The organism is Candidatus Hydrogenedentota bacterium (assembly GCA_035450225.1).
GTDB lineage: Bacteria > Hydrogenedentota > Hydrogenedentia > Hydrogenedentales > SLHB01 > DSVR01.
Genome location: DAOTMJ010000034.1, coordinates 24,645 through 50,489 on the forward strand (window position 1 = coordinate 24,645; position 25,845 = coordinate 50,489).

The following is a 25,845-nucleotide window of genomic DNA, read 5'->3' on the forward strand; positions in this document are numbered from 1 at the left end:
GGCGCAAAACAGCGGCCCGCAAGGCAAAATTTTTCTTTCCCATTGGCCGCCCTGTGGTGTACAGTATGTACGGCAGGTTTCAATAACGGTGCAATGGCGCAGTGCAAACTTGCCGTCCGTGCGCGGACGGAAGCAAGGAGGACTTCTTATGTATTTCCGCACTATCCATCGAATATGCCTGTTTTGTTGCATGGCGGCGCTGGCAATCCTGGCGCTGACGGGCGGCGCCGCATGGGCGTGCATCGGCGCGGACGGGACGATTCCCCCCTTTGGCGGAAGCCCGCCAAACGGCATTATGTTCGACAAAATCGAGAAGGCATGGGCCGACGCCGCCGCGAAGGGAACGGTTCCCCCGTCCCCGCCGATTTCGGGCACGCACAAGGCCGTGATACTCCTCATCGAAAACGCCGCGGGCGGCGCCGCGTTCGCCTATCCCTCCGCCGCGCTGTGGAGCCAGCGGCTCACGGATATGGCCGCGTACTACACGCAGGTTTCCAACGGCCTTTTCACAATCGCCCCGGCGGAGGAAAGCCACGGCACGGCGAACGACGGAGTCATAGGCCCGATCACGGTGTCCGGGCTGAGTTCCTCTTCGGATATTCAGTCGGGCAATTCGGAAGCGATTGCCGTGCAGGCGATCAAGGCCGCCAACGCCTATATCAATTTTGCCCCGTTCGACACCGATTCGAGCGGCACGATCGAACCGAACGAACTGCATATCCTGATTTATCAGGCGGGCGACGAGACCTCGTATTACCAGAGCGCGGTCCCGCGCGCATGGGCGCACGAAATGTGGCGGACGCCGCGGCTGAGCGGCCTGACGATTGGCAGCGATTCGGACGGTAAAAACATAGTCGGGTACTGCTATTGCGGGTCGGAATTCAACGGCTCGCAAATGGCGAAGATGGGCCCGATGACGCACGAACTGGGCCACGACATCGGGCTTCCGGACCTTTACGACGCGGACGGCAGCGGCAGCGGCGGCAACTGGGCGGGACTGGGCATGTTCAGTCTCATGGCCAGCGGAAGCTGGGGCGGCAGTTCGGGCGACTTGCCCGTCCATGTGGACGGATTTCTCAAAAGTTGGTTGGGGTGGGCGGACGTGACCACGATGACCGCGCCGGGCAACCAGACGGCCAGCCTCGATGCGGCGAACGGCAGCAACGCCGTGCTTCGCATCAATGTGCCCGGCAGCCAGGAATTTTTCATCGTCGAGAACCGCCAGCAGACGGGTTACGACGCCGGATTGCCCGGCACGCAGGGCGGATTGGCGATTTTCCATTGCGACGGTACGATCCTGGTTGACGACAATATCCGGCGAACCAATGCCGTCAACCAGAGTCCGACGGATTTCGGCATCGCGCTCGAGGAGGCCGATGGCATGAACCATCTGCTGAACAACCAAAACCAAGGTCAGGACACGGATCTGTTCCGCTCCGGCAACAACGCCACGTTCAATGCCTCCTCGACGCCGAACAGCAATCTCAAGAGCGGGACGGCGAGCAACGTCGCCCTGACGGGCATCGGCGCCTCCGGCGCAACAATGACGTTTTCCGTCGGTACGCCGGTCCAGATTTCGGTGAGCATCAGTCCGCCGTCCACGGATCAAACCGTCGCGGGGCCGGTTTCGTATACCGTCACGTACACCGGCGCGGCCAATATCACCCTGTCGCCCGCCGACGTGACGCTCGTCGCCGACGGCACCGCCACGGGCACGGTTTTCGTGACCGGTTCCGGCAATGTGACGCGGACCATCACGATTTCCGACATCACGGGAGACGGACGGCTTACGATCCGGGTTGCAGCCGGCACCGCCGACGACGGCGAAGGCCATCTTGCGCCCGCCATCAATTCCGTCACCGGATTCTGGGTCGGATTGAGCGTGCCGGTTGCGGCATGGCCTGTCGTTCCGGCGCTTCTCGCGGCGGGATGGGCGCTGTTGCGGCGAAGCGCGCGGCGGCAACGATGATGCTTGGCGCGTAGGAACCAAATTCCCCGGCCAGAGGCCTTTTTTACTCCATGCCGTGGACGAGGTGGACATGGTGGATTCAGTGGAGTCCATGCGGAAAATGAAGCATTTCGCGGGTCCGTCTCGCCCACGGCGTTTGTATCGTCCATTTGCCGTTTTCCTTGGGATGCTGGTCTTTGCCGCCGCCTCCGCCGGGACGGATTACCGTGCCGCGATCCTTGAGGAGCCGTCCTTGCCCGTGGCCGGCTTTCCCACGCCGGCGCGGACGTTCCGGGACGTGCTGCAATCGCAGGGCATCCCGTTGACGAGTCTCGACGCGGACCAACTGGCCGACGCGGCCACATTCAATGCGGAGTCCTTCGATCTGCTGATTGTGCCGACCGGCGCATCGTTTCCGGCAGCGGCGAGGGATTCGCTGCTGGCGTTTCTCGAAAAGGGCGGCGACCTGTTCTGCACCGGCGGATACGCGTTCGATGCGTTGTGGGTGAAACGCGACGGGCAATGGGTGTCGAGCCGCGACGACTGGCTCAAACAGCGCGAACGGGCGCGTGCCCCGGAAACCGCGCGGATTCCAAACGGCGGGTTTGAAAGCGGCGCGGATCATTGGAAAACCGGATCGCCCCAAGCATGCTCGGTCGTCGCCGAAGGCGCGCCGACCGGCCAATCCTGCGGACAGATCAGCAACGAGGGGCTTGGGCATGGCGTGGCGTGGGAAACGCCGATCGACGTCCAGCCCGGGCAGACTTACCTCATCGGCGCGCACGCGAAAACCAGCGCGGTCCAAGGGCCGGGATTCGCCTTTCTCGCTGTGTACGAGTACGACGCACAGGGCGGCCTTGTGAAGTTCATTGATTTCGCGCAAATCCGCGCCGCAACGGATTGGACGCGCCGCGAAACGTCCGTGACCATCGCGGTCCATACCGCAAAGACCGTCCTGCGCGCGGGCTTTTATCAAGGCGTGGGAACGCTCTGGATTGACGAGGCCACGTGCGCGGCGCTGCCGCCTGAAACACTCATCAACGCACATTACGGCAGGCCGGAAGACGGCCTTGTCCTCGATCCGCGCCAACTCATGCTGTTCAGCCCCGACCAGAAATTCGCCGGTGAATCGCTCGTGTTCGCCCCTGACGGCCCCTTGGCGTCGGATGGCCGTATTTTGGGGCGTGTGGAAGGTTTCGAGGCCACGGCCCAACTCAACGGCACGGCGCGATGGATTCCGATCATCGAAGCCCGCGACGAATACGACCGCTTCTCCGGCGTCCCGGGCGCGATCGTTTTCCATACCGCCGCGCCTTACAAACATTCCGTGTGGGCACTCTTTGGCGTAACCAACCGCGACCTTTTCAGCGGCGGCGAGGGCCGTCAATGGCTCGACAAGGTCATTGCTCTCCTGAAAACGGGCGTAACGGATTCAATGTTGAAAGCCGATGCGCCCATTCCAGAGAACCGTCCGTCCGAAGAAGCGCCCCGGGTGCGTTTCGTGGACAACGGCTTCACGTTGGAGGCGGGCGGGCAATTGCGGCGGGCCTGCCTTTTCGGCACGGACGCCTACTGCAACGTGTTTCTGTCGTCGTCCCATTCGCCGCAAACGTGGCGTGCCGACATGGACGGCATGCGCGATTATGGCCTGCACATGTTCGAAAATCTCCAATTTGCGCCGGCGAACTACGTGTTCACGGATGTGTTTGAAAAACAATTGGACGATTATATCCGCCTTGCGCAACAGACCGGGCTTGTTTATATGGCGGGGCTGCTTATCGGGCAGGATGTTGTGACAAGCGACGAGGAATTGCGGCAACAGTCCGAAATGTGCCGCCATTTCGCCCGGCGGTTCAAGGGCACGCCGGGCTTGATCTACTACCTCAACGGCGATTTCCAGTTGAAATTGAAGGACATCCCGGACATCCGGCGTTTGTGGAACGATTTCCTGCGCGCGCGATATGGGAACGACGATGCCTTGCGCGCCGCATGGAATCCGCCGCCAACCGGATCACTGGGCGATATCCCCGTCGCCGATTGGCCGGCGCAGACGTGGTACGACGTACACGCGCGCGATGTGGCCCTGTTCAAAACGGAATTGATGAAACGCTGGATCGGCGCGTTATGCGGGGCGATCCGCTTGGAGGATCAAACGCATCCCATCACGAGCGAGTACTATCAGCGGCCGTTCAACGGGATAGACCTTCGCCTCACGGTCGGCGACATGGACGTGGCCAACTTCGGCTATTTCGACGAACCGAAACGCGACACGGCGCGGCTGATGGCCACGATCAAGTGGAATGATATGCGCCGTACGGGACACGGCTGCAACATCGGCGAGTTCGGCGTCAAGACACACGACGCATGGGCGCCCGAACGCGGCGGGCGCGACTATCACATCCAACGCACCGACGAGGAACGCAACGAGTTGTTCTGGTGGGTCGTGCATGCGGCGCTGGGCATGGGCGTCAGTAAGATTCAGAACTGGTGCTGGAGCGACGACCCCGATCGTGTGTTCCCGTGGGGCATGGCGTACGCGAATCCGTTGCGCCCGAAACCCGTCCTCAAACTGTACCGCAACCTGCGGATGCTTGCGTCGCAGATCGAACTTCATTATCCGCTTTCGGAAACCGTGCTCGTGTTGCCCGATACATGGCGGCTGGGCGCGCCGGAGGCGATGGCGCATGCGTCGCTCATGAACGTTATTGAATGCTTGCTGGCAAGCAATGTGAACTTCGACGTCGCGAACGAAGCGAATCTCGTCGGCATGGCCGCAACGCCGCCCGAGGCGATCGTCATGCCGCTCGCTTATGCGCTCGACGACGCTTCCTTTGCCGCGTTGCTCGAAGCCGCCGAGCGCGGCGCGAACGTCTACGTGTCGGGCGATCCGGCAATCACCGCGCAGGGCGCGCGCGATCCGACGCGTCTTGAAAAGGCCTTTGGCGTCAAATTTCTGCGAGAAGAAACGCACGCCTCCGGCCTGCCGTTTCCGATTGTCGAGGGCCTGCCCGATAAACTCTCACAACCAGCCCCGTCCGCCATTTATTCGTTCACGCGCGGAAAGGGCCGCCTCTATTGGTCGCCGGAACCGTGGGAAACGCTGCCCGGCAAAGACTCTTTCGTGACAGACGTTGCGTTGACCGGCGATCCGGCGGCTAACGGGTATCTGGGCCTTATGGGCCACATCCTTCCCCATGGCGCAATGCCGCTTCATACAACGGGCGGCCAGTGGCGCGTCATGCAGGAGAACGGTCCGATGGCCTTCTTCCCCCGCGGTCCCATCGGACCCGATGCGCGCGTGGAAACGCATCTTCCCGGCATGAAGCGCGTCCCGCTGACGCTTCAGCCGCGCGCGGCCCTGCCTGCGATCGTCCATTGCAACCGGGACGATCGCATCATGCTTGCCACGGGCGCCGGTGTGTTGACGGCGGGCGACGGCACGTTCGTGGACGGGGCCGGCGCATGGATGATATTCAGCCTCGACCGGAAACCGCTTGGGGAAAGTGTGTGCATGGCCATGGCCTCCACGCACCCAGGCCCCCTTTCGTGGAGCAGTTCGGCGGCGGATCTCCGCGCGTGGATGGTCGAATGGCGAGAGGGCATGGGCCGTGTGGTCGCTCCAGTCCCGCTTGAACGCACCGAAACGGGCTGGACGATCCAGACCGAGCCGAACGAACTCCTCGTTGTCGCCCGCGAAGAGCCGTCCGGCGAAATCTTCGAGACGCTTCGATACGGTCCCGGAAGTCTCGGCCGGTAAGGCGCGAAACGGTCGCGGATGGTTGGGTTGACAAATTCGACATGGTGCGGTTGCTTGCGGCAAAATGCAGGCGAGGAGCGCGATGGCGTCATGAAGCCCGTGAGCGGAGTCGCAATCATGGTATCCATCCTATCGGCCGCGGTGTGCGCGGCGGCGGACCCGGTGGCGATGAAGGCGGAGGCGTTCGAGCCCAAGAATGTCCGGCTGCTTGACGGTCCGTTTCGTGACGCGATGTTGCGCGATGCGGACTACCTGCTGAAACTCGAGGCGGATCGCCTGCTGGCGGGGTTTCGCGAAGACGCGGGGCTGCGTCCGAAGGCGCAGCGGTACGGCGGCTGGGAGGAACAGGGCGTGGCCGGGCACACCCTCGGCCATTATTTGTCCGCGTGCGCGAAGATGTACGCCGCGACCGGCGACATTCACTTTTACGATCGCGTGTCGTACATCGTGGACGAATTGGCGGCGTGCCAGATTGCCAACGGGAACGGGTATGTGGCGGCCATTCCCGAAGGCAAACGTATTTTCGCGGAAATCGCCCGCGGCGACATTCGCTCGAAAGGGTTCGATCTCAACGGATGCTGGGTGCCGTGGTACACGATGCACAAACTGATGGCCGGGCTGCGCGACGCGTACCAGATCGCCGGCTGTTCGCGCGCGCGGAATGTGCTGGTTGGCTTGGCGGACTGGGCGTTTGCGACAACCTGCGGTCTCAGCGACGAACTCGATCAGCGCATGCTCGACTGCGAACACGGGGGAATGAACGAGGTGGCGGCCGACGTGTACGCCATCACCGGCGACCCGAATCATCTTGCGCTGGCGAGGCGATTCAACCATCGGGCCGTGATGGACCCGCTGGCGGCGGGAAAAGACGAATTGAACGGACGCCACGCCAACACCCAAATCCCGAAGATGACCGGCGCCGCAAGGCAATATGAATTGACGGGCGACAAATACTTCCACGACGTGGCCGAATTCTTCTGGAAGACCGTGGTCGCCCATCATACCTACGTCATCGGCGGCAACAGCGACCAAGAACATTTCGGCGAACCGGGCCTGCTCGCGAACCGGCTGAGCAAGAACACGGCGGAAACCTGCAACACCTACAACATGCTCAAACTGACCCGGCGCCTGTTCATGTGGGATGCCGCCCCGGAACGCGCCGATTATTACGAACGGGCGCTGTTCAACCACATCCTCGCCTCGCAGGATCCCGTCGCCGGAGGCGTTACCTACTACGTCGGAATGGCCCCCGGCATGGAAAAGGTGTTTCAGCCGCAGTTCGACCTGTTTACCTGTTGCATTGGAACGGGCATGGAAAACCATGCGCAGTACGGCGACGCCATCTATTTCCACGACGAGGCGGGCGTCTATGTGAATTTGTTCATCGCATCGGAACTCAAATGGGAGGAAAAGGGGTTGACGCTCCGGCAGGAAACCCGGTTTCCGGACGAACCCGTCTCGCGCCTCCGCCTGGCCTGCAAGAACCCGCTCGATTTGACCTTCTATCTGCGCCATCCGGCATGGGCGGATCGCATGCGCGTTTCGGTCAACGGCAACGAGATCCGTGCCGCCGGGCCGCCGGGCCGTTTCATTCCGGTCAAGCGCGTGTGGGGAACCGGCGACATGATCGAAATCGGATGTTCGATGGCGCTGCGCATCGAGGCGATGCCCGACAATCCCAGGCGCGCGGCGATTTTGTACGGTCCTATCGTGCTGGCGGGACAACTGGGCGATCCGGCTGCTCCGATGCCCATCGCGCCTGTGCTGGTGACGGGGAACCGCCCCGTTGCCGAATGGCTGAAGCCCGTCGCGGGCGAACGGTTGGTCTTTGAAACGTCCGGCGTGGGCCGGCCGGGCGACGTGCGCATGATCCCGTTCTTCCGCACGCACCACGTGCGCCACGCCGTTTATTGGGACTTTTTTACCGAGGAAGAATGGAAAAAGAGGCAAGACGAGTATCGCGCGGAAGAGGAACGCCGGAAGGCGCTCGAAGCCCGGACGATTGATTTCGTTCAGCCCGGCGAGATGCAACCCGAACGCGATCACGCCATGGACGGCGAAAATACGCGGTGCGGTGAGCATCTGGGGCGTAAATGGCGCGACGCGGCGGACGGCGGACGGTTCGCGTTCACGTTGAAAACGGCGCCGGACGCGCCCATCGCGCTGATCGTCACGTACTGGGGCAGCGACGCCGGCCCACGTGAATTCGATCTTCTTGTGGACGGAGCGAAAATCGCCACGCAGAAACTCGACAACCTCAAACCGGGCGAATTCGTGGATATCACATATCCGATTCCGTCGGAACTGACCAAGGACAAAGGGAACGCGCGCGTGACGTTTCAGGCGCATCCCGGCATGATGGCCGGCGGCGTGTTCGGCTGCCGCGTGGTGCGCGCGGAATAACCGCAGGGAACCGTGCGCGGGCAACCCCGAAGAAAGGCAGTAAAATGTTGTTGGCAATTGTGCTCGCGGGTCTATCGGCGTCCGGAGACAAACCGGATTTTTCGCTGGTTCCCGGCGTGGTCATCAATCATATCCCCGCCTCCGAACAGCGGTATGTCGGCTCGCCGGCCCTGGCGGTATTGGCGGACGGCGCGTATGTGGCGTCGCACGACGAGTTCGGCCCGAAATCGCAGTACCATTCCAACGCCGTCTCGCACATCTTCCGTTCGGACGACAAGGGCCTGACTTGGCGCGAGACCGCGCGCATCGAGGGCGCGTTCTGGTCGTCGCTGTTCGTGCATCGGGGCGCGTTGTACCTGCTCGGCACGCACAGGGAATACGGCAACATTCTCATTCGCCGTTCGGATGACGGCGGCGCGACGTGGACCGTGCCCCGGGACGCCGATTCGGGCCTGATCGCCCAAGGCGAGTATCATTGCGCGCCGATGCCGGTCATCGAGCACAAGGGCCGGCTCTGGCGCGGGATGGAGGACGCCGCGGGCGGCGACAAATGGGGGCATCGTTTCCGCGCGTTGATGATGTCCGTAAAAACGGAGGCCGATCTGCTCAAGGCCAAGTCGTGGCGGTTCAGCAATTGTCTCGCGCGCAATCCGGAATGGCTGGGCGGCGCCTTCAACGCGTGGCTCGAAGGCAACGCGGTCGTCACACCCAAGGGGGATATTGTGGATATCCTTCGCGTGGACATCACGCCGAAAATGAAAACGGAGCACGCGGCCATCGTCCGCGTGAGCGCCAAGGGCCGGAAGGCTTCCTTCGATCCGGACAAGGATTTCATCCCGTTTCCCGGCGGATCGAAAAAGTTCGCCATACGGTGGGATCCCCAAACGAAAAAATATTGGTCGCTCGTGAATTACATCCCCGAAAAGCACCAAGCGGGCCGTCCCGCCAGCACGCGCAACACGCTGGCGCTGGCCAGTTCGCCGGATCTGCGCGCATGGACCATCCAGTGCGTGCTGCTTTATCACCCGGATGTCGAAAAGCACGGATTTCAGTATGTGGACTGGTTATTCGAGAGCGGCGACATCATTGCCGTGTGTCGCACGGCGTTCGATGACGGCCTCGGCGGCGCGCACAACATGCACGATGCCAATTTCCTGACCTTCCACCGGTTCAAGAACTTTCGGACACTGACGCTCGACGACTCCGTTCCCGGCTGGCGGGACTAATCGGCGCCCCGTGTGACCGTGAAAATGCGTGTCGGCATGTAATACACAAATCGTGTCGCATCGGGAGGAAAAAATGGGCAAGGGCCAACCGCGGGATTGGGCGCACGATTTGGCGCTGCCGGTGCTGTTGTTCGCGGCGCTGGGCGGCATGACATGGGCGGTCCGGGGAAGTTCCGGTTACGGCGCCGCCAACGGGTGCATCTTCGCCGGCGTGACGTGGGGCGCCGCGTGGTGGTTCATCTCCCGAGAGCCGTCCGGCCTCCAATCGCGCCGTTATACGTCGGGGTGGATCGTGTTGGCGCTTGCGTTCGGGATCGGTTTTTCCGGCGGGCGCGGCTGGATGCAATGGCCGAGTTTTTTCGAGGGCCATCTTCAACTCGATGCGTCCAAAGGCATTTTCGCGCCCATATCGCCCGTGTACGGGTTTGTCTGGCTGTTCATCGCGGGAGTCCCGTGGGCGGGCATTGGCGCGTGCATGTTGGCGTGGTGCGGTTCCGAACGCCGGTTGCGCGCCGTGGACTGGTTCCTTCGCATCGCCTGCGGGCTGGCGGGCGCCGCGATTGCGCGCCTGCTTTTCGAGCATTTTCCGGAATTTTTCATGCCCCTGTACAACAATCTCCATGCCCAGTACCAGGATTTTCAGGCAAATCCCAACCTGCGGCGTCTCGCCAACGACAACCGCCTCGCCATTGTGCACCTCGGCATTTACCTTGGATTTCTCGCGTATGAAATCGGACGCCGCGACTGGAAAAATGTGCAACTGATTCTGACCGTCGGTCTGCTGAACGGGGCGGGTTGGGCGTTGTGTCAGAACTGGAAATGGGCGCAGAACTTCTGGCCCAACAGTCATTTCAACTGGTGGCGGTGCTGGGAGTCGTCCGGCGGCATCAGCATCGGCATCGCCTATGGCGTCGCCTATTTCCTCGTGAATCGGCGGGTTTCGGAGGCGCAACGGATGCGGCTGGGAAGTCTGCTGTTGAGCGAATGTCCGAACCTGGAACGTTTCGGCCTTTGCCTGGGGCTTGTGTTCGGCCTTGGCATGTCCGTCAAGTGCGGCCTGAAGGGATGGGCGAACATTTATATCGGCAACGAGGACTATTGGGCCTCAGTCCTGTCCATCGTCCTGTTTCCCGCGATGATCCTTGGCTTGGCGGCGATGGGGTATTGGATTGCAACGCATCCCCTGCCGCGAGGTTGTCCGGGTAATGTTTTCCCCGCCGACTGCAAAATCATTTGGCTGGTGCTGATCGTGCAGAACATCCTTGCGCAATTGGTCACGGGGCCGTATACCCGGTGGGAGGAAATGGCATTCAAAATCTACTATGTGTTGCTCTTCCTGACGACGGCGGTCATCGTCCATCACTATCACTGCCTACGAAAGGCGGGTATGCCCCTTTGTTCCGCTTCCCGACCTACCGGATGAAAGATGCGGCTTTTTTACGCGTCTGACGAGGATTCCGCGTTCTGATCGTCAAATGTGGGACGCGGTCCGGTGCCCTCGACGTATTCCTTGAGCGCCTTGCCGGGTTTGAAGGTGGCGACACGCTTTTCGCCGATGGCGACTTCCTGGCCGGTCCGCGGATTCCGGCCGATGCGGGCATCGCGTTTTTTTACCTCGAAAACGCCGAAATTGCGGATTTCCAGGCGCTGGCCATTGGCCAGGCAATTGGTGACGGTATCCAATGTGGCTTGCACGACGTCGCCCACCATGTTCTGGGTAAAGCCGAGCTTTTCGGCAACCTTGATTACCAAATCCCGCTTTGTCACGATCGTCTCCTTTCCTCCCTGGCCGTCAACCGCACGATATCGTCCTGCGGAATGGCCTCACCGCCCGAAGATGTTTTTGAAGGCATCCACGTACATGTTGCGCAACGGCGGCACGAAATAAATGATCAGGGCCACGGCGATGACGCCCGCCACAATCATCAAATTTTTCTTGGTCTTGTCGGACATTCCCCCGCCACTGATTCCTCCGCCACCCATAGCGGGTCCCATGAGGGGAACCTTTTCGCCGGCCTCGGCGCGGGCCTTCTTGTCTTCGAGCGCGCCGAGGGTTTCATTGATTGAAATAAACGCCCGGTGCCATTCCATGGTCAGTTTCTTTACCGCCACTTCGGATTGGCTGTGAACGCTTTCGAGATCCGTGGCCGACGAGACGATATTCATGAGATTGCCGTCAATGCCGTAGTCGGCCTGCAGTGTTTCGCGAAGAACCCGGTGTTCCCGGGCCAGTTTACTCTTTATCTTGAGAAACTGCGCTTCGAGTTGCGGCTTGTTGGCGCCGGCGTTCGGATATGCGCTGAGAATCTGGTTGAACAACAGCCAGTCGTTCATGAACTCCCGGCATAGTTCGACCCGCCGTTCCAGTTGTTCGACAATTTTGAGTTGTTTCTTGCTCAGTGCCATGGCGACCACGTACTCCCTGCACACGTTATGCCCCAGCAAACATGCGCCTACTGTAGCACAAGGAAGGGGGAATGTCAAACGGTGAAACGCTAAATCACGGCGCGCAAAACGGTTAGAACGTGATGCAATCCATGCGGGCGCTGGTTTTTATTCTGGAATGAAAACCGGTAGACTGGACGTTGAAGAATCGCATCCCGATTGGACAGGGATAGGACCGGAAGGAACGAACGCCATGGCATACGTGGTGGCCGAGCCGTGCATCAAATGCAAGTACACCGAATGCGTGTCGGTGTGCCCGGTGTCCTGTTTTCGCGAGGGGATGAACTGTCTCGTCATAGACCCCAACGAATGCATTGACTGCAACGCCTGCGTCGATCAATGTCCGGCGCACGCCATCTATTACGAGCGGGAACTGCCGGCCCGATGGATCGAATACAAGGAATTGAACGCGAAATATGCCGCTATCTGGCCTTTGATCGAACGATCGAAACCGCCCCTGCCCACGGCAGACGCATTCAAGGATGTTCTTCCGAAGGGCCATTTACTCGATCCGCGCCCGTTCGCCGGGTAAGGCGATCCGCTTTGGGCCAATCGCCGCTTGCCGCCCGCTGTCATGGTTGTCGAAATTCCTACCGGGTTTCCTGACGTTCGGCCCGGGGGAAGCGGGGGATTGACAATTGGCGGATTTGACGGCATCATTAGGGTGTTGATGAGGCCGCGGTGCAGTCTGTAAACGGAACGCGCTATCGGAATGCGCGTATCCGAGGAAGGGGTTTTTCGATGCGTACGGCAAACACACAATGGGGTCGTCTTGATCGAAATAAGAGCGGCCGTCTGGTTGTATCGGCCGTCGGCATGGCCTTGTGTCTGGCGCTGGTGTTGACGGCTGGGTCCGGCGAGAAGGCCTCCGGCGCTTCGGGCGGCTTGAGTGTGCCGGCCGTCGGCATGACCAAACAGGGCCGGGTGGAAAGACTGGGCGGTGTCACGGGCGTGGCCTACGCCGTGGCCGTGGACGGTTCGACGGCCTATGTCGGCAGTTCCGACGGGCTGTATGCCATCAACGTATCCAATCCGGCCAACCCACAGGTGGCGAATTACTTTGCCACGCCGGCCCCCGTCACGGGCGTGGCGCTGGCCGGCGGCAAGGCCTACGTTACTTGGGGAACCTCCGGTTACGGCGGCATGAGTGTCGTCAATCTCGGTACGTTCTTGGGTGTCGCCACAGTGGGTCCGGCCTCCGTGCCTGCGCTGGATGTCGTGGTCAGCGGAAGTTACGCCTACGTCGCGTTGGGCGGGACCGATCTCGAATCGGGCAACTGGCTTGCCGAAGTGGACGTCATCAACATTTCCGGCGCCACGCCGCAAGTGCTGGGTTATTATCTGACGGAAGGCTGGCCGCATCGGCTCGCGCTGGCCAAAAACCGTGTGTTCGTCGCGCTCGAACGGTATGACGCATGGGACGATTTCTATTACGGCGCGGTCGAGTTGATCAATGCGACTACCCCCACGGCGCCGATCTACGCCGGCGAGGTGAATTACATCGAGGGCGGCGTCACGGACATTTCGATTCCGAACAGCGAATTCGCCTATGTCGGGTGGTATCAGTACGAGGGCGGAGGCGGCGCGAAGGGCGCCGCCGGAAGCGCCCCCGATGCCCCGCCGTCGCCAAAGGGCAAAGCCGCGCTTTATTACGGCGGCGTGGACGTGCTGAATATCTCGAATATTGCCGATGTCCAGCGGATCGACACGAGCTATGCGGACGGCGGCCTTGATGCCCTTCACGCGAACAACGACTATCTGTACGCCTTATGGGCGAGTTCGGACACCGACGGCGGCCTGATTGTCGCGGACATCAAGAGCGATCCCGTCTATCCGGACATGCTGGGCTATTACGATACGTTCAATGTCGGATACGATGTGGTGGCTGCGGGCGGCCTGATTTTTGCCGCCAACGGAACGAACGGCCTCGAAATTTTCCGGTATTCCCCGCCCGAACCGCCGGTCGCGGATTTTTACGCGGAACCGCTGTCAGGACCGGCCCCGTTGACGGTTCGCTTTTACGACACCTCAGAACCGGGAGGCGAGCCGATTCACACTTGGGATTGGGATTTCGGCGACGGCGGAACATCGAGCCTCCAGAATCCCACGCATGTGTATACCGTTCCCGGCGACTATGACGTGACGCTCTATGTCGAAACGGACGTGGATGGAAGCGTCGTTACCCTCGAACAGTATATCCATGTTACGGCGGGAGGCGAAGGCGAGGGCGAAGGCGAGGGCGAAGGCGAGGGCGAAGGCGAGGGCGAGGGTGAAGGCGAGGGTGAAGCACCGGTCGTGTTTGCCGATGCCAACCTCGAAGCCGCGGTGCGTGAAGCCATCGAGTTGCCGACGGGACCCATTTATCCACGCGATCTCGACGGTCTCGTCGAACTGTACGCCTTTGGCAAGGGTATTCGAAATCTGGACGGCATCGAATACTGCACCGACCTCGAAATTCTGGGACTGGGTTCCGACTGGGAGACGGAGAGCAAAAATTTCATATCCGATCTGACGCCCCTGAGCGGATTGCTACGGTTACGGGAACTTCAATTGGACAACAACCTGATTGAAAATCTCACGCCGCTTCAATCGCTGACAAATCTCGAGTTTCTGGGTCTGGGCGGCAATCAAATATCGAATATCGCGCCACTGGCCGGTCTGACGCGTCTGTGGGGATTGATCCTTTTCTACAACCCGATAACGACCATTGCGCCCATCGCCGGCCTGCGGGAACTCATCGAGTTGGATCTCGATGGGCTGCACCTGGGCGATATCGGCGCGGTGTCGCAAATGACCAAACTTGAAATGCTCTGGATGGCCCAAAACGACCTGACCGACGCATCGCTCACGGCACTGTCTTCCCTTACGAAAATGAAATATCTTTCGATGTGGGACAACCAGATTACGGATCTGTCCCCGCTGTCCGGCATGACCGATTTGATCGGTTTATATTTGGACAGCAACGCCATCACGAGCCTTGCGCCCCTTGCGAATTGCACGAAACTGGTCGAATTGTTTGCGACCTACAATCTCATTGAAAGCATCGAACCGCTACGCAATCTGACCGATCTGACGATGCTGGCGATATGGGCCAACCTGATCCAGAGCCTGGATCCGGTTGCAAACTTGACCAAACTGGAGTACCTCGACGCCGAATCCAACGCCATCTCGGACGCGTCGCCGTTGAGCGGCCTCACCCGGCTGCACAAGTTATGGCTCGGCGGTAACCGGATCGAATCCATCGCTGCGCTCGCGGCCAATACGGGCCTCGGCTATGACACCGAACTGGACGAGCCGGACTATGTGGGACTTGTGAGCAATCCGCTCAACCAGGACGCGCTGTGCAACGTCATTCCCGCGCTGGAAACCCGCGGGGCATTTGTCGAATACGACGGCTACTGCGGCGCGCTGGGACCGGTCGCCGATTTCACGGCCAACGTGACGTCCGGCGCGGCGCCCCTGACGGTCCAGTTCACCGACACATCGAATCTGAACGGGGCGGAATTGATTGACCGGCTTTGGGATTTCGGTGACGGCACGCCAAAAACCGACGAGGCCGCGCCGTCGCATGTTTACCAGAACGCGGGCGCCTACACCGTGGCGCTGATGGTTACCACAGCCATCGGCACCGACTGGGAGACGCGCGTAGGCTACATCACGGTCACGAGCAACCGGCCGGTCTTGACGGGCGCGTCGCCGAACAGCGGCTCGACGCAGGGCGGGACGGCGGTCGTCATCAACGGGCGGAATCTGACGGGAACGACATCGGTTACGTTCGGCGGCGCCCCGGCCGCGATTTCCAGCGTGTCGGCCACGAGCCTGTCCGTCGTGACGCCGGCGCACGCCGCGGGCCAGGTGGATATCGCCGTAACGACCGGCGCGGGCACGGCGCTGCTTTCAGGCGGATTCACCTACGTCGGCGGCGTACAGGTGACCGGCACGGTCAAGGATGCCTCCTCGGGCAATCCCCTGGCGGGCGCCTCCGTCGTGCTGCGCAACAACGTCACCAACACACAGATTGACGCCGACACAACGGACGGCAACGGGGCGTTTGCCCTCGATGCGCCGAACAGCACGACGGCGCTCAAAGTCGTGGCGACGCTGACCGGTTACGCACAAGCGGAAATCGCCAACGTGCGCGCGCCGATCGCACTGGAAATCCTTATGTCGGGCAACGCGCCGGCGAAACCGGCCGGCCTTACCGCGTGGGCGGGCGCCGCCGAGGTGCGCCTGCGGTGGGAAGCCAATACGGAAACGACGCTCGACGGCTACAACGTCTATCGAAACGACACGAAGATCAACGCGCAGTTGATCAGGGAGCCTTCCTACACCGACACGGCCATTGTGGCCGGCCAGACCTACACGTATCGGGTCGAGGCCGTGAACAAGTCCGGCGTGCCCGGTCCGAAATCCGATCCCGTTACCGCCAAGGCGGGCACGGTCACCGTGTGGCTGCCGGACACCGCCGGCGATCCCGCCCAGCCCGACAAATCCGAAATCCGCCTGCCGATCAACATATCGAACGCGCGGGGATTGAGCGCCAAGAGCCTGAACATTGACCTGCGATACGATGCCGCGCTCGTCAAGGATGTGCGCGTGTTTCCGTCGCAAATTACCAAGGAGGCCAACTTCCTGCCCAATACCCGCGAGGCCGGGCGCGTGCAGATCACCAGCATCGGCAGCTCGAATATCCTCAAGGGCGAGGGCGCGCTGTTCGACGTCTATTTGAAACTCGCGGCGAACGCGCCGGCCGGCGCCTGCGGAGCGGTGACGCTCAGCCGCGTGGCGCTGTACGACAAGGACGCCAACCCGATAACCGTGGATTATTCGGATACCGCGCAGATGTGCATCAAGTCGGGCCACATGCTCGGCGATCTGAACGACGACGGCTACATAGACAGCGGCGACGCGTTGCGCGCCCTCCGGCTCACGGTGCGTCTCGACACCTTCCAGGATTGGCAGCGCGAGGCCGGCGACATGAACGGCGACAGGGCCGTAGATTCCGCCGACGCGGTCATGCTGCTACGCGCGGGCGTCGGATTCCCGCTGAGTCCCGGCATGGAAAAAAGTCTCGAAAAACAGTCGCTTGCCTTCCTGCTCAAAGCCGGGCAACCCGCAAACGTGCGCCTGGGCGAAGCATCCGCGCCACGCGGTGGCATCGCGCGTATCCCGCTGCAGGTTGACGACGTGACCGGACTGAGCGGCAGCGAGTTCGTCGTTTCGTTTCCGCCCGACCTGAGCCTCGACTCCGAGGCGTCCGTCGAGGGCGCGCCGTTGATCAAGGATTTCCTTACGAGCGTCAAGATCGAAACCAGCAGCGTCCGACTCGGCATTGGCAGCCCGAAGGCTCTGCAAGGCAAAGCCGCCAACACCCTATTCTACCTGAACTTCCGCGTTTCCGGCACGGCCGCGCCGGGCGATTTGCCCATCCGGCTCGGTGAAGTCAAACTCAAGGGCCAATTCGGCGACAGTTTCGACTGGTACACCGACATCGTCACATACGACGGCAAAGTGACCGTCGAAGCCGTCGGCGAGGGCGAAGGCGAAGGCGAAGGCGAAGGTGAAGGCGAAGGTGAAGGTGAAGGCGAAGGTGAAGGCGAAGGTGAAGGTGAAGGCGAAGGCGAAGGCGAAGGCGAAGGCGAAGGCGAAGAACCACCGCCGCCGGGCTGTTTTGGAAAACGTTGATAACCGGATTACGGCCGTTTTACATGCGTGATGGAGCCGGTTTCGGGCTGTTGCGATTGCGTTCGGGAGTATCCGCCGTTATGGGCGGGCCGCCACCGCCTCGCGGAACTGGGCCAGCATGGGAAGACCTTCCTTGGGCGTGGCCAGTTTGGCGACGCCTATAACGTAGTTGCCCACGGAGGCCGCCACGACGCCCTTGTACAGGGGATCCACCGCGAGCAAAGTTCTGCCTTCGGGCAATTCTTCCCAGCGATAACGGCCCTTGTTTTGTTCAAGGTGGGCGATGTACCGGTTCAGGGTGTCCCCGGCGTCCTTTGGACTCATGCCCAACACCACGAAGAGCGTAACCGGCTTTGTCGCGACGACCGCGCCGGCCGTCAGGCCCATCGTGAAGAAATCGTATCCGAGCACGCTCTGGGCCACATAGCGCGTGGTCTGCGGTATGACGCCGGTGAAACGCAACAGTTTCACTTCCTCCGGCATTTCCTTGTTGGGCGGCAACACGCGGGAGACCGCCTCCGCGCAGGACCGCAGCGCCTCCCTGCCGTTGGCGGTTTTGCCGCCGAGGCGTATTTTGACGAAAAACCGATCCTGGAAAAACAGAACCTGCGTTGTGCCCATGAATCCTTCCGCGCCGAAAGGTTCGAGGCGCGATCGTTCGTCGCGGTAATTGGAATACACGCCGAAAGCGTCGAGCGGCGTGCCCAGTTCGTATACCTCGACACTTATTTTGCCGCCGGTCTCCGGGGCGGACGCATAGGTAACGGCGATTGTGCGTTTGAATCCATACGGGAAATAGAGTTCCGCCTCGCCGTTGATGAGTTCGAACAGGTTTTTCGCGTCGTAGACCGCCGGCGCCTCGGATGCCTTCCAGTCCGCAGCGAAAATCAAGCCGCCAAGCGACCGGGCGAGATCCTCCTGTCCGAAGACGTTCGGCGCCGCCGCCATCGTGGCCGCCGCCAACAGCATCGTAATTCCAAATCTTTTCATGGCGCCGCACTCCGTTCAATAAACAGGTTTCCGCATAGACGTGGGCGTTGCCCATAACCCAGTTTCTCTTCGTGCTCGTGCTCGCAATTGAAACAAAGAGTTATGAACATCTTTACGCGGTTGCAAGATAACCCATGAAACCTCATTTTCATCTCCCATGGAGAAAGCCGAGGTCTCACTACAACTTGTCATCGTAATCGTAATCGCTCTCAAAACCCCGCGGTTATCGCACTCGCAAAATCATTTGAAATTCAATTTGTTGTGCAAGTTGCCCCGGAATTTCTTGTTGTTTTTGTAGAAGCCGGATTTTAAGGTGCTACAAGGGCGTCACGCAAACAGTGTTCGAGCCTTTTGCATGCGCTCGGCGATGTCGAGACCGTTTGGACACCGCGCCGTGCATTCCGAGCACCTTTCGCAGGCCGACGCCGACGCGCACGCCGGAATCGCGCGATAGGTCGAACGCGCCAGCGCCATGTCGCGGTATCCTTCCGCGTACATGAGGCTTCGGTTGATTTCCGGGATTTGGATGCCGGCGGGACATCCCCCGCGGCAGACGCCGCACCGGTGGCAATAATACGGGGCAATGGCCCTGCCATACCGTTCGAGCAATTCGAGGTCCGCCCGCGTCAACGTCATACGCATCACCGCAACGCATTCCTCGACCTGCTTGAGATCCGTCATGCCCGGAATCGCGAAGGAAACATTGGGGTCGCGCAGGACGTATTTGAGCGCGGCCTGGTGCGGGCTGATGTCGCCCAGTTCCCGCGTTTCGTAGCCGCCGGCCTGCGTTTTCATGGCGATGATGCCGACGCCCGCTTTCGCCGCGCGTTCGATGGCCGCCTTCGTGGCCGGCGGACTCTTGAAGTTGTAGGGAATCATCATCGTGTCCCAGAACTTTTCCGGATCCGAAACGACCGCATCGAGCACTTCGATTTCGTTCGAATGGCTCGTCACCCCGACGAATTTCGTCTTCCCTTCCTTGCGCAGCCGGGCGAAAAAGGCCCGGTAATCCTTGTTGAACACCTCGTCCCTCGAATTGAGATGGTGCAACTGCATCAAATCCACGGACTCCAAGCCCAGCGCGTCGAGGCTCTCCGCGACAGAGGCTTCCATCTCCTCGATGGGTCCCGGAACAACCTTGGTCGAAACATACACCTTGTCGCGATAGCCTTTCAGCGCCTCGCCGACCAGACGCTCGTTGCGTCCGTCCATATAGACGCGCGCCGTGTCCACCCAATTCACACCCCGGTCGAAGGCCGCCTGAAACACGGCCGGCTCGGAAGTCTTCAGCGATCCGAAACCGACCACGTTGACCTTGAGACCCGTGCGGCCAAAGACCCGGCACACCGGTTCGGGCGCGGCCTCCTGTGCCGGGATTGCGGGGGTCATGGCCGACGCCGCTCCCAAGGTTCCGACCTTCAGAAACGTCCGGCGATTCATGCGATGCCGCGAGGATTGCATGGCGATAACTCCTTGTTCGTTTGACGACACATCGGGGAGAGTCTACCATCTTTATCCGCCCGTTTTCTGCTTTTTCCCGCCTCGCATACACCCGTTTTGCCTTCGCCGCCGCAGGCGTATACACTGTGCGGGAAAGGACAATCCACGGACGGCAGGAATTGAAAGAAACCCGTGGTGGCCAGATGTGATATCGAGGCGATAAAAACACCACGCTGTAACATTTATATTACGACAAGGCGCTCGGCGTTCTTGTAGAAAAGACTCGCGATGCCGCTGCGTATTGTCCGTTCGTGCGTGAGGCGGCTTTGCGGAAACGATAAGCCGGCGACAGCGAAGATTGTTCGGCGTAAGCGGAAGAAGAGGCGATTTCTGATGAAACTCGGAATGGCGACGTACAACATGGGCAAGGACATGATTCGAGCTTTACCAAAATAGAGCGCGGCGGGAAGGTGAAGATGAACGGGCAGATGCTAACAAGACCCCGAGCGGGGTCCTGAAAAGAAATTGGTTTTGGGGGATTGAAAGATGGGCTGTGGCGTGTTACACTCTATGCAGATTAAACAATCCCTTGGCAGTAAGCGCCTCCAAATTCATTGCGAGGTGGCCGAGCCCAAGGGGTTTTCTTTTTCAGGAGGCGAATGATGCCAACAGCGTTTCTGATTGACGGGGATTTCTTTCTGAAAAGGCACCAGCGTCTCCGCGGCAATTCGTTCCCAAAGCAGGTTGCCAGAGACCTGCAATGGATGTGCCGGCAGCATCTTGAGAAACTGAATAGGACGTCAGGAGATCTGTATCGGATCTTCTTCTACGATTGCCCGCCCTTGGAAAAGAAGGTCCATAATCCGGTAACGAACCGGGCGTTGGATTTCTCGAAAACGGCGACTGCAATTTGGCGGCGTGATTTTCATGCCGAACTGAAGAAGACGCGCAAGGTTGCCCTGCGGTTGGGTTATCTGAACGACCGGTCCGGAGCGTGGGTTCTTAAAGGCGATAACTTGAAGAAGCTACTCAAGGGCGACATTGCCGTTCAAGATCTGAAAGAAGACGACGTGCGTTATGACGTCAAACAGAAGGGCGTGGATATGCGCATCGGTCTTGATATCGCATCACTGGCGTTCAAACGGCAGGTTGATCAAATCGTGCTGGTCGCTGGGGACAGCGACTTTGTGCCTGCGGCTAAGCTGGCGCGGCGTGAAGGCATCGACTTCATCCTGGATCCCATGTGGGCTCCTATCCGCCACGACCTCCATGAACATATCGATGGTCTTCAGTCGGTCTTTCGGCAAGGCAACGTGGATCAGCCTCAGCCTCAGGACGAGGGCGGAAAAATGATCGAGACCATGACAGATCCGGCTGAGGAAGCATAAGCCTTTCTGTTAGAGACTTGTTTGTTTCTTTGTTCGCAACTTCTGTGCATGGTACACAGAAGTTGCGAACAAAGAAATCATATCCTTGATTGAGGCATTGCGGCTGAGCCGCGTTAGATTTTTAAGTGAAAAAGATGCAAAATTGGTTGGAGTTTGGCGATCGTTCGGCTGAAAACTCACAACCAGATTCAAGCATAAACCCTTTTCTTTGAGCTAGATAGGAGATAATCTCTGATGAAACTCGGAATGGTGACGTACAACATGGGCAAGGACATGGATTGTCCCACGCTGATCAAGTTCTGCAAGGAGACCGGATTGCAGGGCGTGGAATTGCGGACGACGCACGCGCACAAGGTCGAGGTGGACCTGTCGAAGGAGGAGCGCGCCGGGGTGAGAAAACTGTTTGCCGATTCGGGCATTGAAATCGCCGGACTTGGTTCGGCATTCGAGTTCCATTCGAAAGATCCCGCCGAGGTCAAGAAGAACATTGACGGCGCGATCCAGTATGCGCAGTTGGCGGCGGATGTCGGCGCGCCCGGGATCAAGGTCCGGCCCAACGGGCTGCGCGACGACGTGCCGCCCGAACAGACCTGCGAGCAGATCGGCAAGGCGCTGAGGCAGGTCGCGGTGTTTGCCGGGGGCATCGGCGTGCAGGTGCGGCTCGAAGTGCACGGCAAGGATTCCTGCGACCCGAAATGGATCCGGCTGATGATGGACGCGGCGGATCATCCCAATGCATTAGTCTGCTGGAATTCCAATACAGGAGAACAGGACGAAAATGGCAGTATTCAGGCGAACTTCGATCGGTTGAAACACAAGATCGCGCTGGTCCACATCACAGACATCGGCATATACCAGTATCCTTGGCGGCAGTTGTTCGATTTGCTCGGATCGATCGGCTACGAGGGATATTGCCTGGCCGAGATCGCCTATAATCCGGAGCCGGAACGGTTCATGAAGTACTATAAAACCCTGTTCGATTTGTACACGGGCCGTTATGTTTATCCACAGCCGAAATAGCCGCGCGCTTGGGGATTGCGCGTGGGGCGTTTTAGGGCGCCTTTTTTCGCGCTGAAATTTTGCTTGACATACGCGTCGGCGTATGCTACACTTTCCGTCCGTTGTCCGCGTAGGGTGTTTTGTTGCCTCACGACGGCGTGAAAGAAAGCAAGTTAGGGAGACCCCTGGTGCCAACGATCAATCAACTTGTGCGCAATTGTCGCAAGAAGGTGACGTCGAAAACGAAGAGTCCGGCGTTGAAGGCGTGCCCGCAGGCGTCGGGCACGTGCACGCGCGTGTTCACGATGACGCCGAAAAAACCGAATTCGGCGCTGCGGAAAGTGGCGCGTGTCCGCCTGAAGAACGGGATGGAAGTGACCACCTACATTCCGGGCGTCGGGCACAACCTGCAGGAACACTCGCAGGTAATGATTCGCGGCGGGCGCGTGAAGGATCTGCCGGGCGTTCGTTACCACATGATCCGCGGGGTGCTGGATGCCAGCGGCGATTGCGGCGGAACGAGCGGAACGAAAGACGACGGCGGCAAAAAAATCCATACCGGCCGTTGGGTCAGCCGTTCCAAGTACGGCGTGAAGCGGGCCAAGAGCGCATAGGGTCGCGAGGAGTCGAGAAAGAACCATGCCGAGAAGACGCGAAGTAGCGAAGCGGAATCCATTGCCGGATCCGAAGTACCACAGTACGCTGTTGACCAAGTTTGTCAACACCGTGATGTTGTCCGGCAAGAAAAGCATCGCCGAATCCATTGTTTATGGCGCCTTGGACGTCATCAAGAAGCGCCGTCCGAACGAGGATCCCTTGGCCATATTCAACCAAGCCATTGACAACGCCAAGCCCGTTTTGCAGGTCAAATCCCGCCGGGTCGGCGGAGCGACCTACCAAGTGCCGGTGGAAATCCCCGCCATGACGCGCACGGCGCTGGCGTTTCGTTGGGTCATCGAATTTTCCCGCAAACGGGGTGAAAAAACCATGGCCGAGCGTCTGGCGGGCGAACTGCTGGATTGCCACGCCAATCAGGGATCAACCATCAAGCGCAAGGAAGATACACACCGAATGGCCGAGGCCAACAAAGCGTTCGCCCATTTTCGGTATTAGCATATTTCGACGTTTTGCCGATGTTCGGCAAGGCGATGAATTCAGGCCCCGCGGGGCCGCAACCACAGTTGAATCGTGAGCGTGGGCCCAGGATTTTGGGCGGAAAGCGAACGACGAAGATGTTCATGGAAGCGATTTACAGGTTAGGCCGGGTAGCGGCGGATGCGCCAACGCATTCGCCGGGTGCTTGCCTGTAATTTGCGGAAGGGAACACAACGTGCCAAGACGCTATCCGCTTGAAAAGACCCGGAATATCGGGATTATGGCCCATATTGACGCCGGCAAGACCACCGTTACGGAACGCGTCTTGTACTACTCCGGTCGGGTGCACCGTGTGGGCGAAGTCCACGACGGTACGGCGACCATGGATTACATGGTCCAAGAACGGGAGCGCGGCATCACCATCACCTCAGCGGCCACCGCCTGTGAGTGGAACGGGTACCGTATCAATATCATTGATACGCCGGGCCACGTGGATTTCACGGCGGAGGTCGAACGCAGTCTTCGGGTGCTGGACGGTGCAGTGGGAGTATTTTGCGCAGTAGCGGGGGTTCAGCCGCAGTCGGAAACCGTCTGGCGCCAAGCCAATCGTTATCACGTTCCGCGCATAGCCCTGATCAACAAAATGGATCGCGTGGGCGCTGATTTTCAGCGTGCGGTGCGAAGCATGCGCGAGCGGCTGGCGGCGGTGGCGGTTCCCATCCAACTTCCAATCGGATCGGAAGACACGTTTCGCGGGATTGTGGACCTTGTCCACAACCGCAGCGTGATGTTTGTGGGAGAAGGCGTTGATTTGGATGCTGTAATCGGCGAAATTCCAGCCGACATGCGCGCGGAGGCCGAACAGGCCCGGCATGATTTGATTGAAGCCGTGGCCGAGGTTGATCCCCTGATCATGGAAAAATACGTCCATGAGCAGGAGATCAGCACAGCCGAGTTGAAGGCCGGCATTCGCAAAGGTGTTCTGGCCGTGTCGCTTTGCCCGGTGTTGTGTGGCGCAGCCCTCCGAAACAGAGGAATACGGCCAATGCTGGATGCGGTAGTGGATTATCTGCCGTCACCGGTTGACTTGCCGCCAACCCAGGGCACGGATCCCGATCATCCGTCCAAGACGATCGAGCGCAAGGCTTCCGACGATGCGCCGTTTTGTGCGCTGGCATTCAAAGTCCTTACGGATCAACACGTTGGACGGCTGACATTCATCCGGGTGTACTCCGGGGTGGCCAAGGCCGGTTCGATGGTGTTGAATTCGCGAACGGGCCGAAAGGAACGCCTGGGACGCTTGCTGGAAATGCATGCGGACGAACGGACGGACATCGAAGAGTTTCGGGCGGGCGATATTGGCGCGGTAATTGGCCCCAAGGACACGACGACCGGTGATACGCTGTGCGATCCGAAACATCGGATAGCCCTGATGGCGGTCGAGTTTCCAGAACCGGTGGTGCATATCGCCATCGAACCGCGGACCAAGGCCGATCAGGATCGGCTGAGCGAGGCGTTGCGGCGCCTAAGCGACGAGGATCCCACGTTCCATGTCAAGTCGAACGAGGACACCGGGCAGATGATCATTGCCGGGATGGGCGAACTTCATCTCGAAATCATCGTGGACCGGTTGAAACGCGAGTTCAACGTGCAGGCAAACGTAGGACGCCCCGTGGTGGCGTACCGGGAAACGATCCGGCAGCGTTGCGAGGCGGAAGTACGGTTCGTGCGACAAACCGGCGGACGCGGGCAGTACGGGCATGTGGTGTTGGCCCTTTCGCCCGGCGAAACCGGATCGCACTTTACATTTGAAGACAAGACCGTGGGCGGATCGGTTCCCAAGGAATTCGTGCCGGCGGTTCAGCGCGGCGCGCGGGAAGCCCTCGAAAGCGGCGTTGTTTCGGGATACCCGATGGTGGATGTGCACGTCGAATTGCTCGACGGATCGTTCCACGAGGTGGATTCGTCGGAGTTGGCATTCCAGACGGCGGCCTCGATGGCGGTGCGCGAGGCGGCCCCCAAGGGACGCCCGGCGCTTCTCGAACCGATGATGAAGGTCGAGGTGACATGTCCCGACGAATACCTGGGCGACGTGCTGAGCGATTTTACGCGCCGGCGCGGGCGCATCGAAGGCATGGATCAGATAGCCGGATTGCGCGAGGTTCGCGCGGTGGCGCCGCTGGCCGAAATGTTCGGGTATGCGGGCGACTTGCGCGGACGGACGCAGGGCCGGGCGTCGCACGTGATGGAATTCAGCCATTACGAGGAAGTGCCGCCCCACGTGGCAAATGAAATTATGCAGCACACCGGAAGCAATTACCGGTTTAGTTGAGTGTATTGAACGATTAGGTAACGAAAAGGATCTGGTTGTCGGCGGCGCGCAAGGCGCGCCAAGGCCCTTGAACGAGGAGATTGACATGGCAAAGGCAAAGTTTGAGCGGACAAAGCCGCACGTGAACATTGGCACGA

At 60.1% G+C, this 25,845-nt stretch carries 16 protein-coding genes; 12 read left to right on the forward strand and 4 right to left on the reverse strand.

Going from position 1 to position 25,845, the window contains the following annotated elements; translation table 11 throughout:
• Nucleotides 1–148: 148 nt before the first annotated feature.
• From P5540_15395 to P5540_15415, 5 genes are all read left to right on the forward strand, one after another.
• Nucleotides 149–1,969: a M6 family metalloprotease domain-containing protein gene (locus P5540_15395; protein ID HRT66201.1), complete on the forward strand. Its 1,821-nt coding sequence runs from the start codon at nucleotides 149–151 to the stop codon at nucleotides 1,967–1,969.
• Between the two features lie 70 nt (nucleotides 1,970–2,039).
• Nucleotides 2,040–5,705 carry a carbohydrate binding domain-containing protein gene (locus tag P5540_15400; protein ID HRT66202.1) on the forward strand — a complete coding sequence of 1,222 codons (3,666 nt, stop codon included), beginning with the start codon at nucleotides 2,040–2,042 and terminating at the stop codon, nucleotides 5,703–5,705.
• 90 nt (nucleotides 5,706–5,795) lie between these two features.
• Complete coding sequence (locus P5540_15405; protein HRT66203.1) at nucleotides 5,796–8,108, forward strand: glycoside hydrolase family 127 protein; 2,313 nt, start codon at nucleotides 5,796–5,798, stop codon at nucleotides 8,106–8,108.
• 44 nt (nucleotides 8,109–8,152) lie between these two features.
• Complete coding sequence (locus tag P5540_15410; GenBank protein HRT66204.1) at nucleotides 8,153–9,334, forward strand: sialidase family protein; 1,182 nt, start codon at nucleotides 8,153–8,155, stop codon at nucleotides 9,332–9,334.
• Nucleotides 9,335–9,407: 73 nt separating this feature from the next.
• Nucleotides 9,408–10,757, forward strand: coding sequence for a hypothetical protein (locus P5540_15415; protein ID HRT66205.1), 1,350 nt, complete (start codon nucleotides 9,408–9,410; stop codon nucleotides 10,755–10,757).
• A 14-nt stretch (nucleotides 10,758–10,771) separates the two neighbouring features.
• Here P5540_15415 and P5540_15420 read toward each other — a convergent pair whose 3' ends face one another.
• Nucleotides 10,772–11,101 (reverse strand): HU family DNA-binding protein, encoded by a 330-nt coding sequence (locus tag P5540_15420; GenBank protein ID HRT66206.1) that lies wholly within the window; start codon nucleotides 11,099–11,101, stop codon nucleotides 10,772–10,774.
• A gap of 57 nt (nucleotides 11,102–11,158) precedes the next feature.
• Nucleotides 11,159–11,740 (reverse strand): hypothetical protein, encoded by a 582-nt coding sequence (locus tag P5540_15425; GenBank protein ID HRT66207.1) that lies wholly within the window; start codon nucleotides 11,738–11,740, stop codon nucleotides 11,159–11,161.
• A 232-nt stretch (nucleotides 11,741–11,972) separates the two neighbouring features.
• On the opposite strand from P5540_15425, the gene P5540_15430 reads away from it, so the two are divergent.
• Both P5540_15430 and P5540_15435 read left to right on the forward strand, forming a co-directional pair.
• Complete coding sequence (locus P5540_15430) at nucleotides 11,973–12,311, forward strand: ferredoxin family protein (protein HRT66208.1); 339 nt, start codon at nucleotides 11,973–11,975, stop codon at nucleotides 12,309–12,311.
• Nucleotides 12,312–12,520: 209 nt separating this feature from the next.
• Nucleotides 12,521–17,464: a leucine-rich repeat domain-containing protein gene (locus tag P5540_15435; GenBank protein ID HRT66209.1), complete on the forward strand. Its 4,944-nt coding sequence runs from the start codon at nucleotides 12,521–12,523 to the stop codon at nucleotides 17,462–17,464.
• A 78-nt stretch (nucleotides 17,465–17,542) separates the two neighbouring features.
• Here the strand turns inward: P5540_15435 and P5540_15440 are convergent, their stop codons facing one another.
• Nucleotides 17,543–18,454: a hypothetical protein gene (locus tag P5540_15440; GenBank protein ID HRT66210.1), complete on the reverse strand. Its 912-nt coding sequence runs from the start codon at nucleotides 18,452–18,454 to the stop codon at nucleotides 17,543–17,545.
• A gap of 327 nt (nucleotides 18,455–18,781) precedes the next feature.
• Nucleotides 18,782–19,915: an aldo/keto reductase gene (locus P5540_15445; protein ID HRT66211.1), complete on the reverse strand. Its 1,134-nt coding sequence runs from the start codon at nucleotides 19,913–19,915 to the stop codon at nucleotides 18,782–18,784.
• Nucleotides 19,916–20,553: 638 nt separating this feature from the next.
• Here P5540_15445 and P5540_15450 point away from each other — a divergent pair.
• The 5 genes from P5540_15450 to fusA all read left to right on the forward strand — a co-directional run bounded on the left by P5540_15450 (nucleotide 20,554) and on the right by fusA (nucleotide 25,708).
• Entirely contained in the window at nucleotides 20,554–21,282 is a 729-nt protein-coding gene (locus P5540_15450; protein ID HRT66212.1) for an NYN domain-containing protein, read from the forward strand.
• A 234-nt stretch (nucleotides 21,283–21,516) separates the two neighbouring features.
• Nucleotides 21,517–22,302 (forward strand): sugar phosphate isomerase/epimerase family protein, encoded by a 786-nt coding sequence (locus tag P5540_15455; GenBank protein HRT66213.1) that lies wholly within the window; start codon nucleotides 21,517–21,519, stop codon nucleotides 22,300–22,302.
• Nucleotides 22,303–22,469: 167 nt separating this feature from the next.
• Nucleotides 22,470–22,895 (forward strand): 30S ribosomal protein S12, encoded by a 426-nt coding sequence (gene rpsL / locus P5540_15460; GenBank protein HRT66214.1) that lies wholly within the window; start codon nucleotides 22,470–22,472, stop codon nucleotides 22,893–22,895.
• Between the two features lie 25 nt (nucleotides 22,896–22,920).
• Nucleotides 22,921–23,394 carry a 30S ribosomal protein S7 gene (gene rpsG, locus P5540_15465; protein HRT66215.1) on the forward strand — a complete coding sequence of 158 codons (474 nt, stop codon included), beginning with the start codon at nucleotides 22,921–22,923 and terminating at the stop codon, nucleotides 23,392–23,394.
• Nucleotides 23,395–23,611: 217 nt separating this feature from the next.
• Nucleotides 23,612–25,708 (forward strand): elongation factor G, encoded by a 2,097-nt coding sequence (gene fusA / locus P5540_15470; GenBank protein HRT66216.1) that lies wholly within the window; start codon nucleotides 23,612–23,614, stop codon nucleotides 25,706–25,708.
• Nucleotides 25,709–25,845: the final 137 nt, after the last annotated feature.

Excerpts from the sequence above, each read along its gene's own strand:
- P5540_15450 (HRT66212.1), top strand. The coding sequence starts at position 20,554 with ATGATGCCAACAGCGTTTCTGATTGACGGGGATTTCTTTCTGAAAAGG.
- P5540_15435 (HRT66209.1), top strand. The coding sequence starts at position 12,521 with ATGCGTACGGCAAACACACAATGGGGTCGTCTTGATCGAAATAAGAGC.
- P5540_15400 (HRT66202.1), top strand. The coding sequence starts at position 2,040 with ATGGTGGATTCAGTGGAGTCCATGCGGAAAATGAAGCATTTCGCGGGT.
- P5540_15415 (HRT66205.1), top strand. The coding sequence starts at position 9,408 with ATGGGCAAGGGCCAACCGCGGGATTGGGCGCACGATTTGGCGCTGCCG.
- P5540_15405 (HRT66203.1), top strand. The coding sequence starts at position 5,796 with ATGAAGCCCGTGAGCGGAGTCGCAATCATGGTATCCATCCTATCGGCC.
- P5540_15440 (HRT66210.1), bottom strand. The coding sequence starts at position 18,454 with ATGAAAAGATTTGGAATTACGATGCTGTTGGCGGCGGCCACGATGGCG.
- P5540_15455 (HRT66213.1), top strand. The coding sequence starts at position 21,517 with ATGAAACTCGGAATGGTGACGTACAACATGGGCAAGGACATGGATTGT.
- P5540_15430 (HRT66208.1), top strand. The coding sequence starts at position 11,973 with ATGGCATACGTGGTGGCCGAGCCGTGCATCAAATGCAAGTACACCGAA.
- P5540_15410 (HRT66204.1), top strand. The coding sequence starts at position 8,153 with ATGTTGTTGGCAATTGTGCTCGCGGGTCTATCGGCGTCCGGAGACAAA.
- P5540_15445 (HRT66211.1), bottom strand. The coding sequence starts at position 19,915 with ATGCAATCCTCGCGGCATCGCATGAATCGCCGGACGTTTCTGAAGGTC.
- P5540_15395 (HRT66201.1), top strand. The coding sequence starts at position 149 with ATGTATTTCCGCACTATCCATCGAATATGCCTGTTTTGTTGCATGGCG.
- rpsG (HRT66215.1), top strand. The coding sequence starts at position 22,921 with ATGCCGAGAAGACGCGAAGTAGCGAAGCGGAATCCATTGCCGGATCCG.
- P5540_15425 (HRT66207.1), bottom strand. The coding sequence starts at position 11,740 with ATGGCACTGAGCAAGAAACAACTCAAAATTGTCGAACAACTGGAACGG.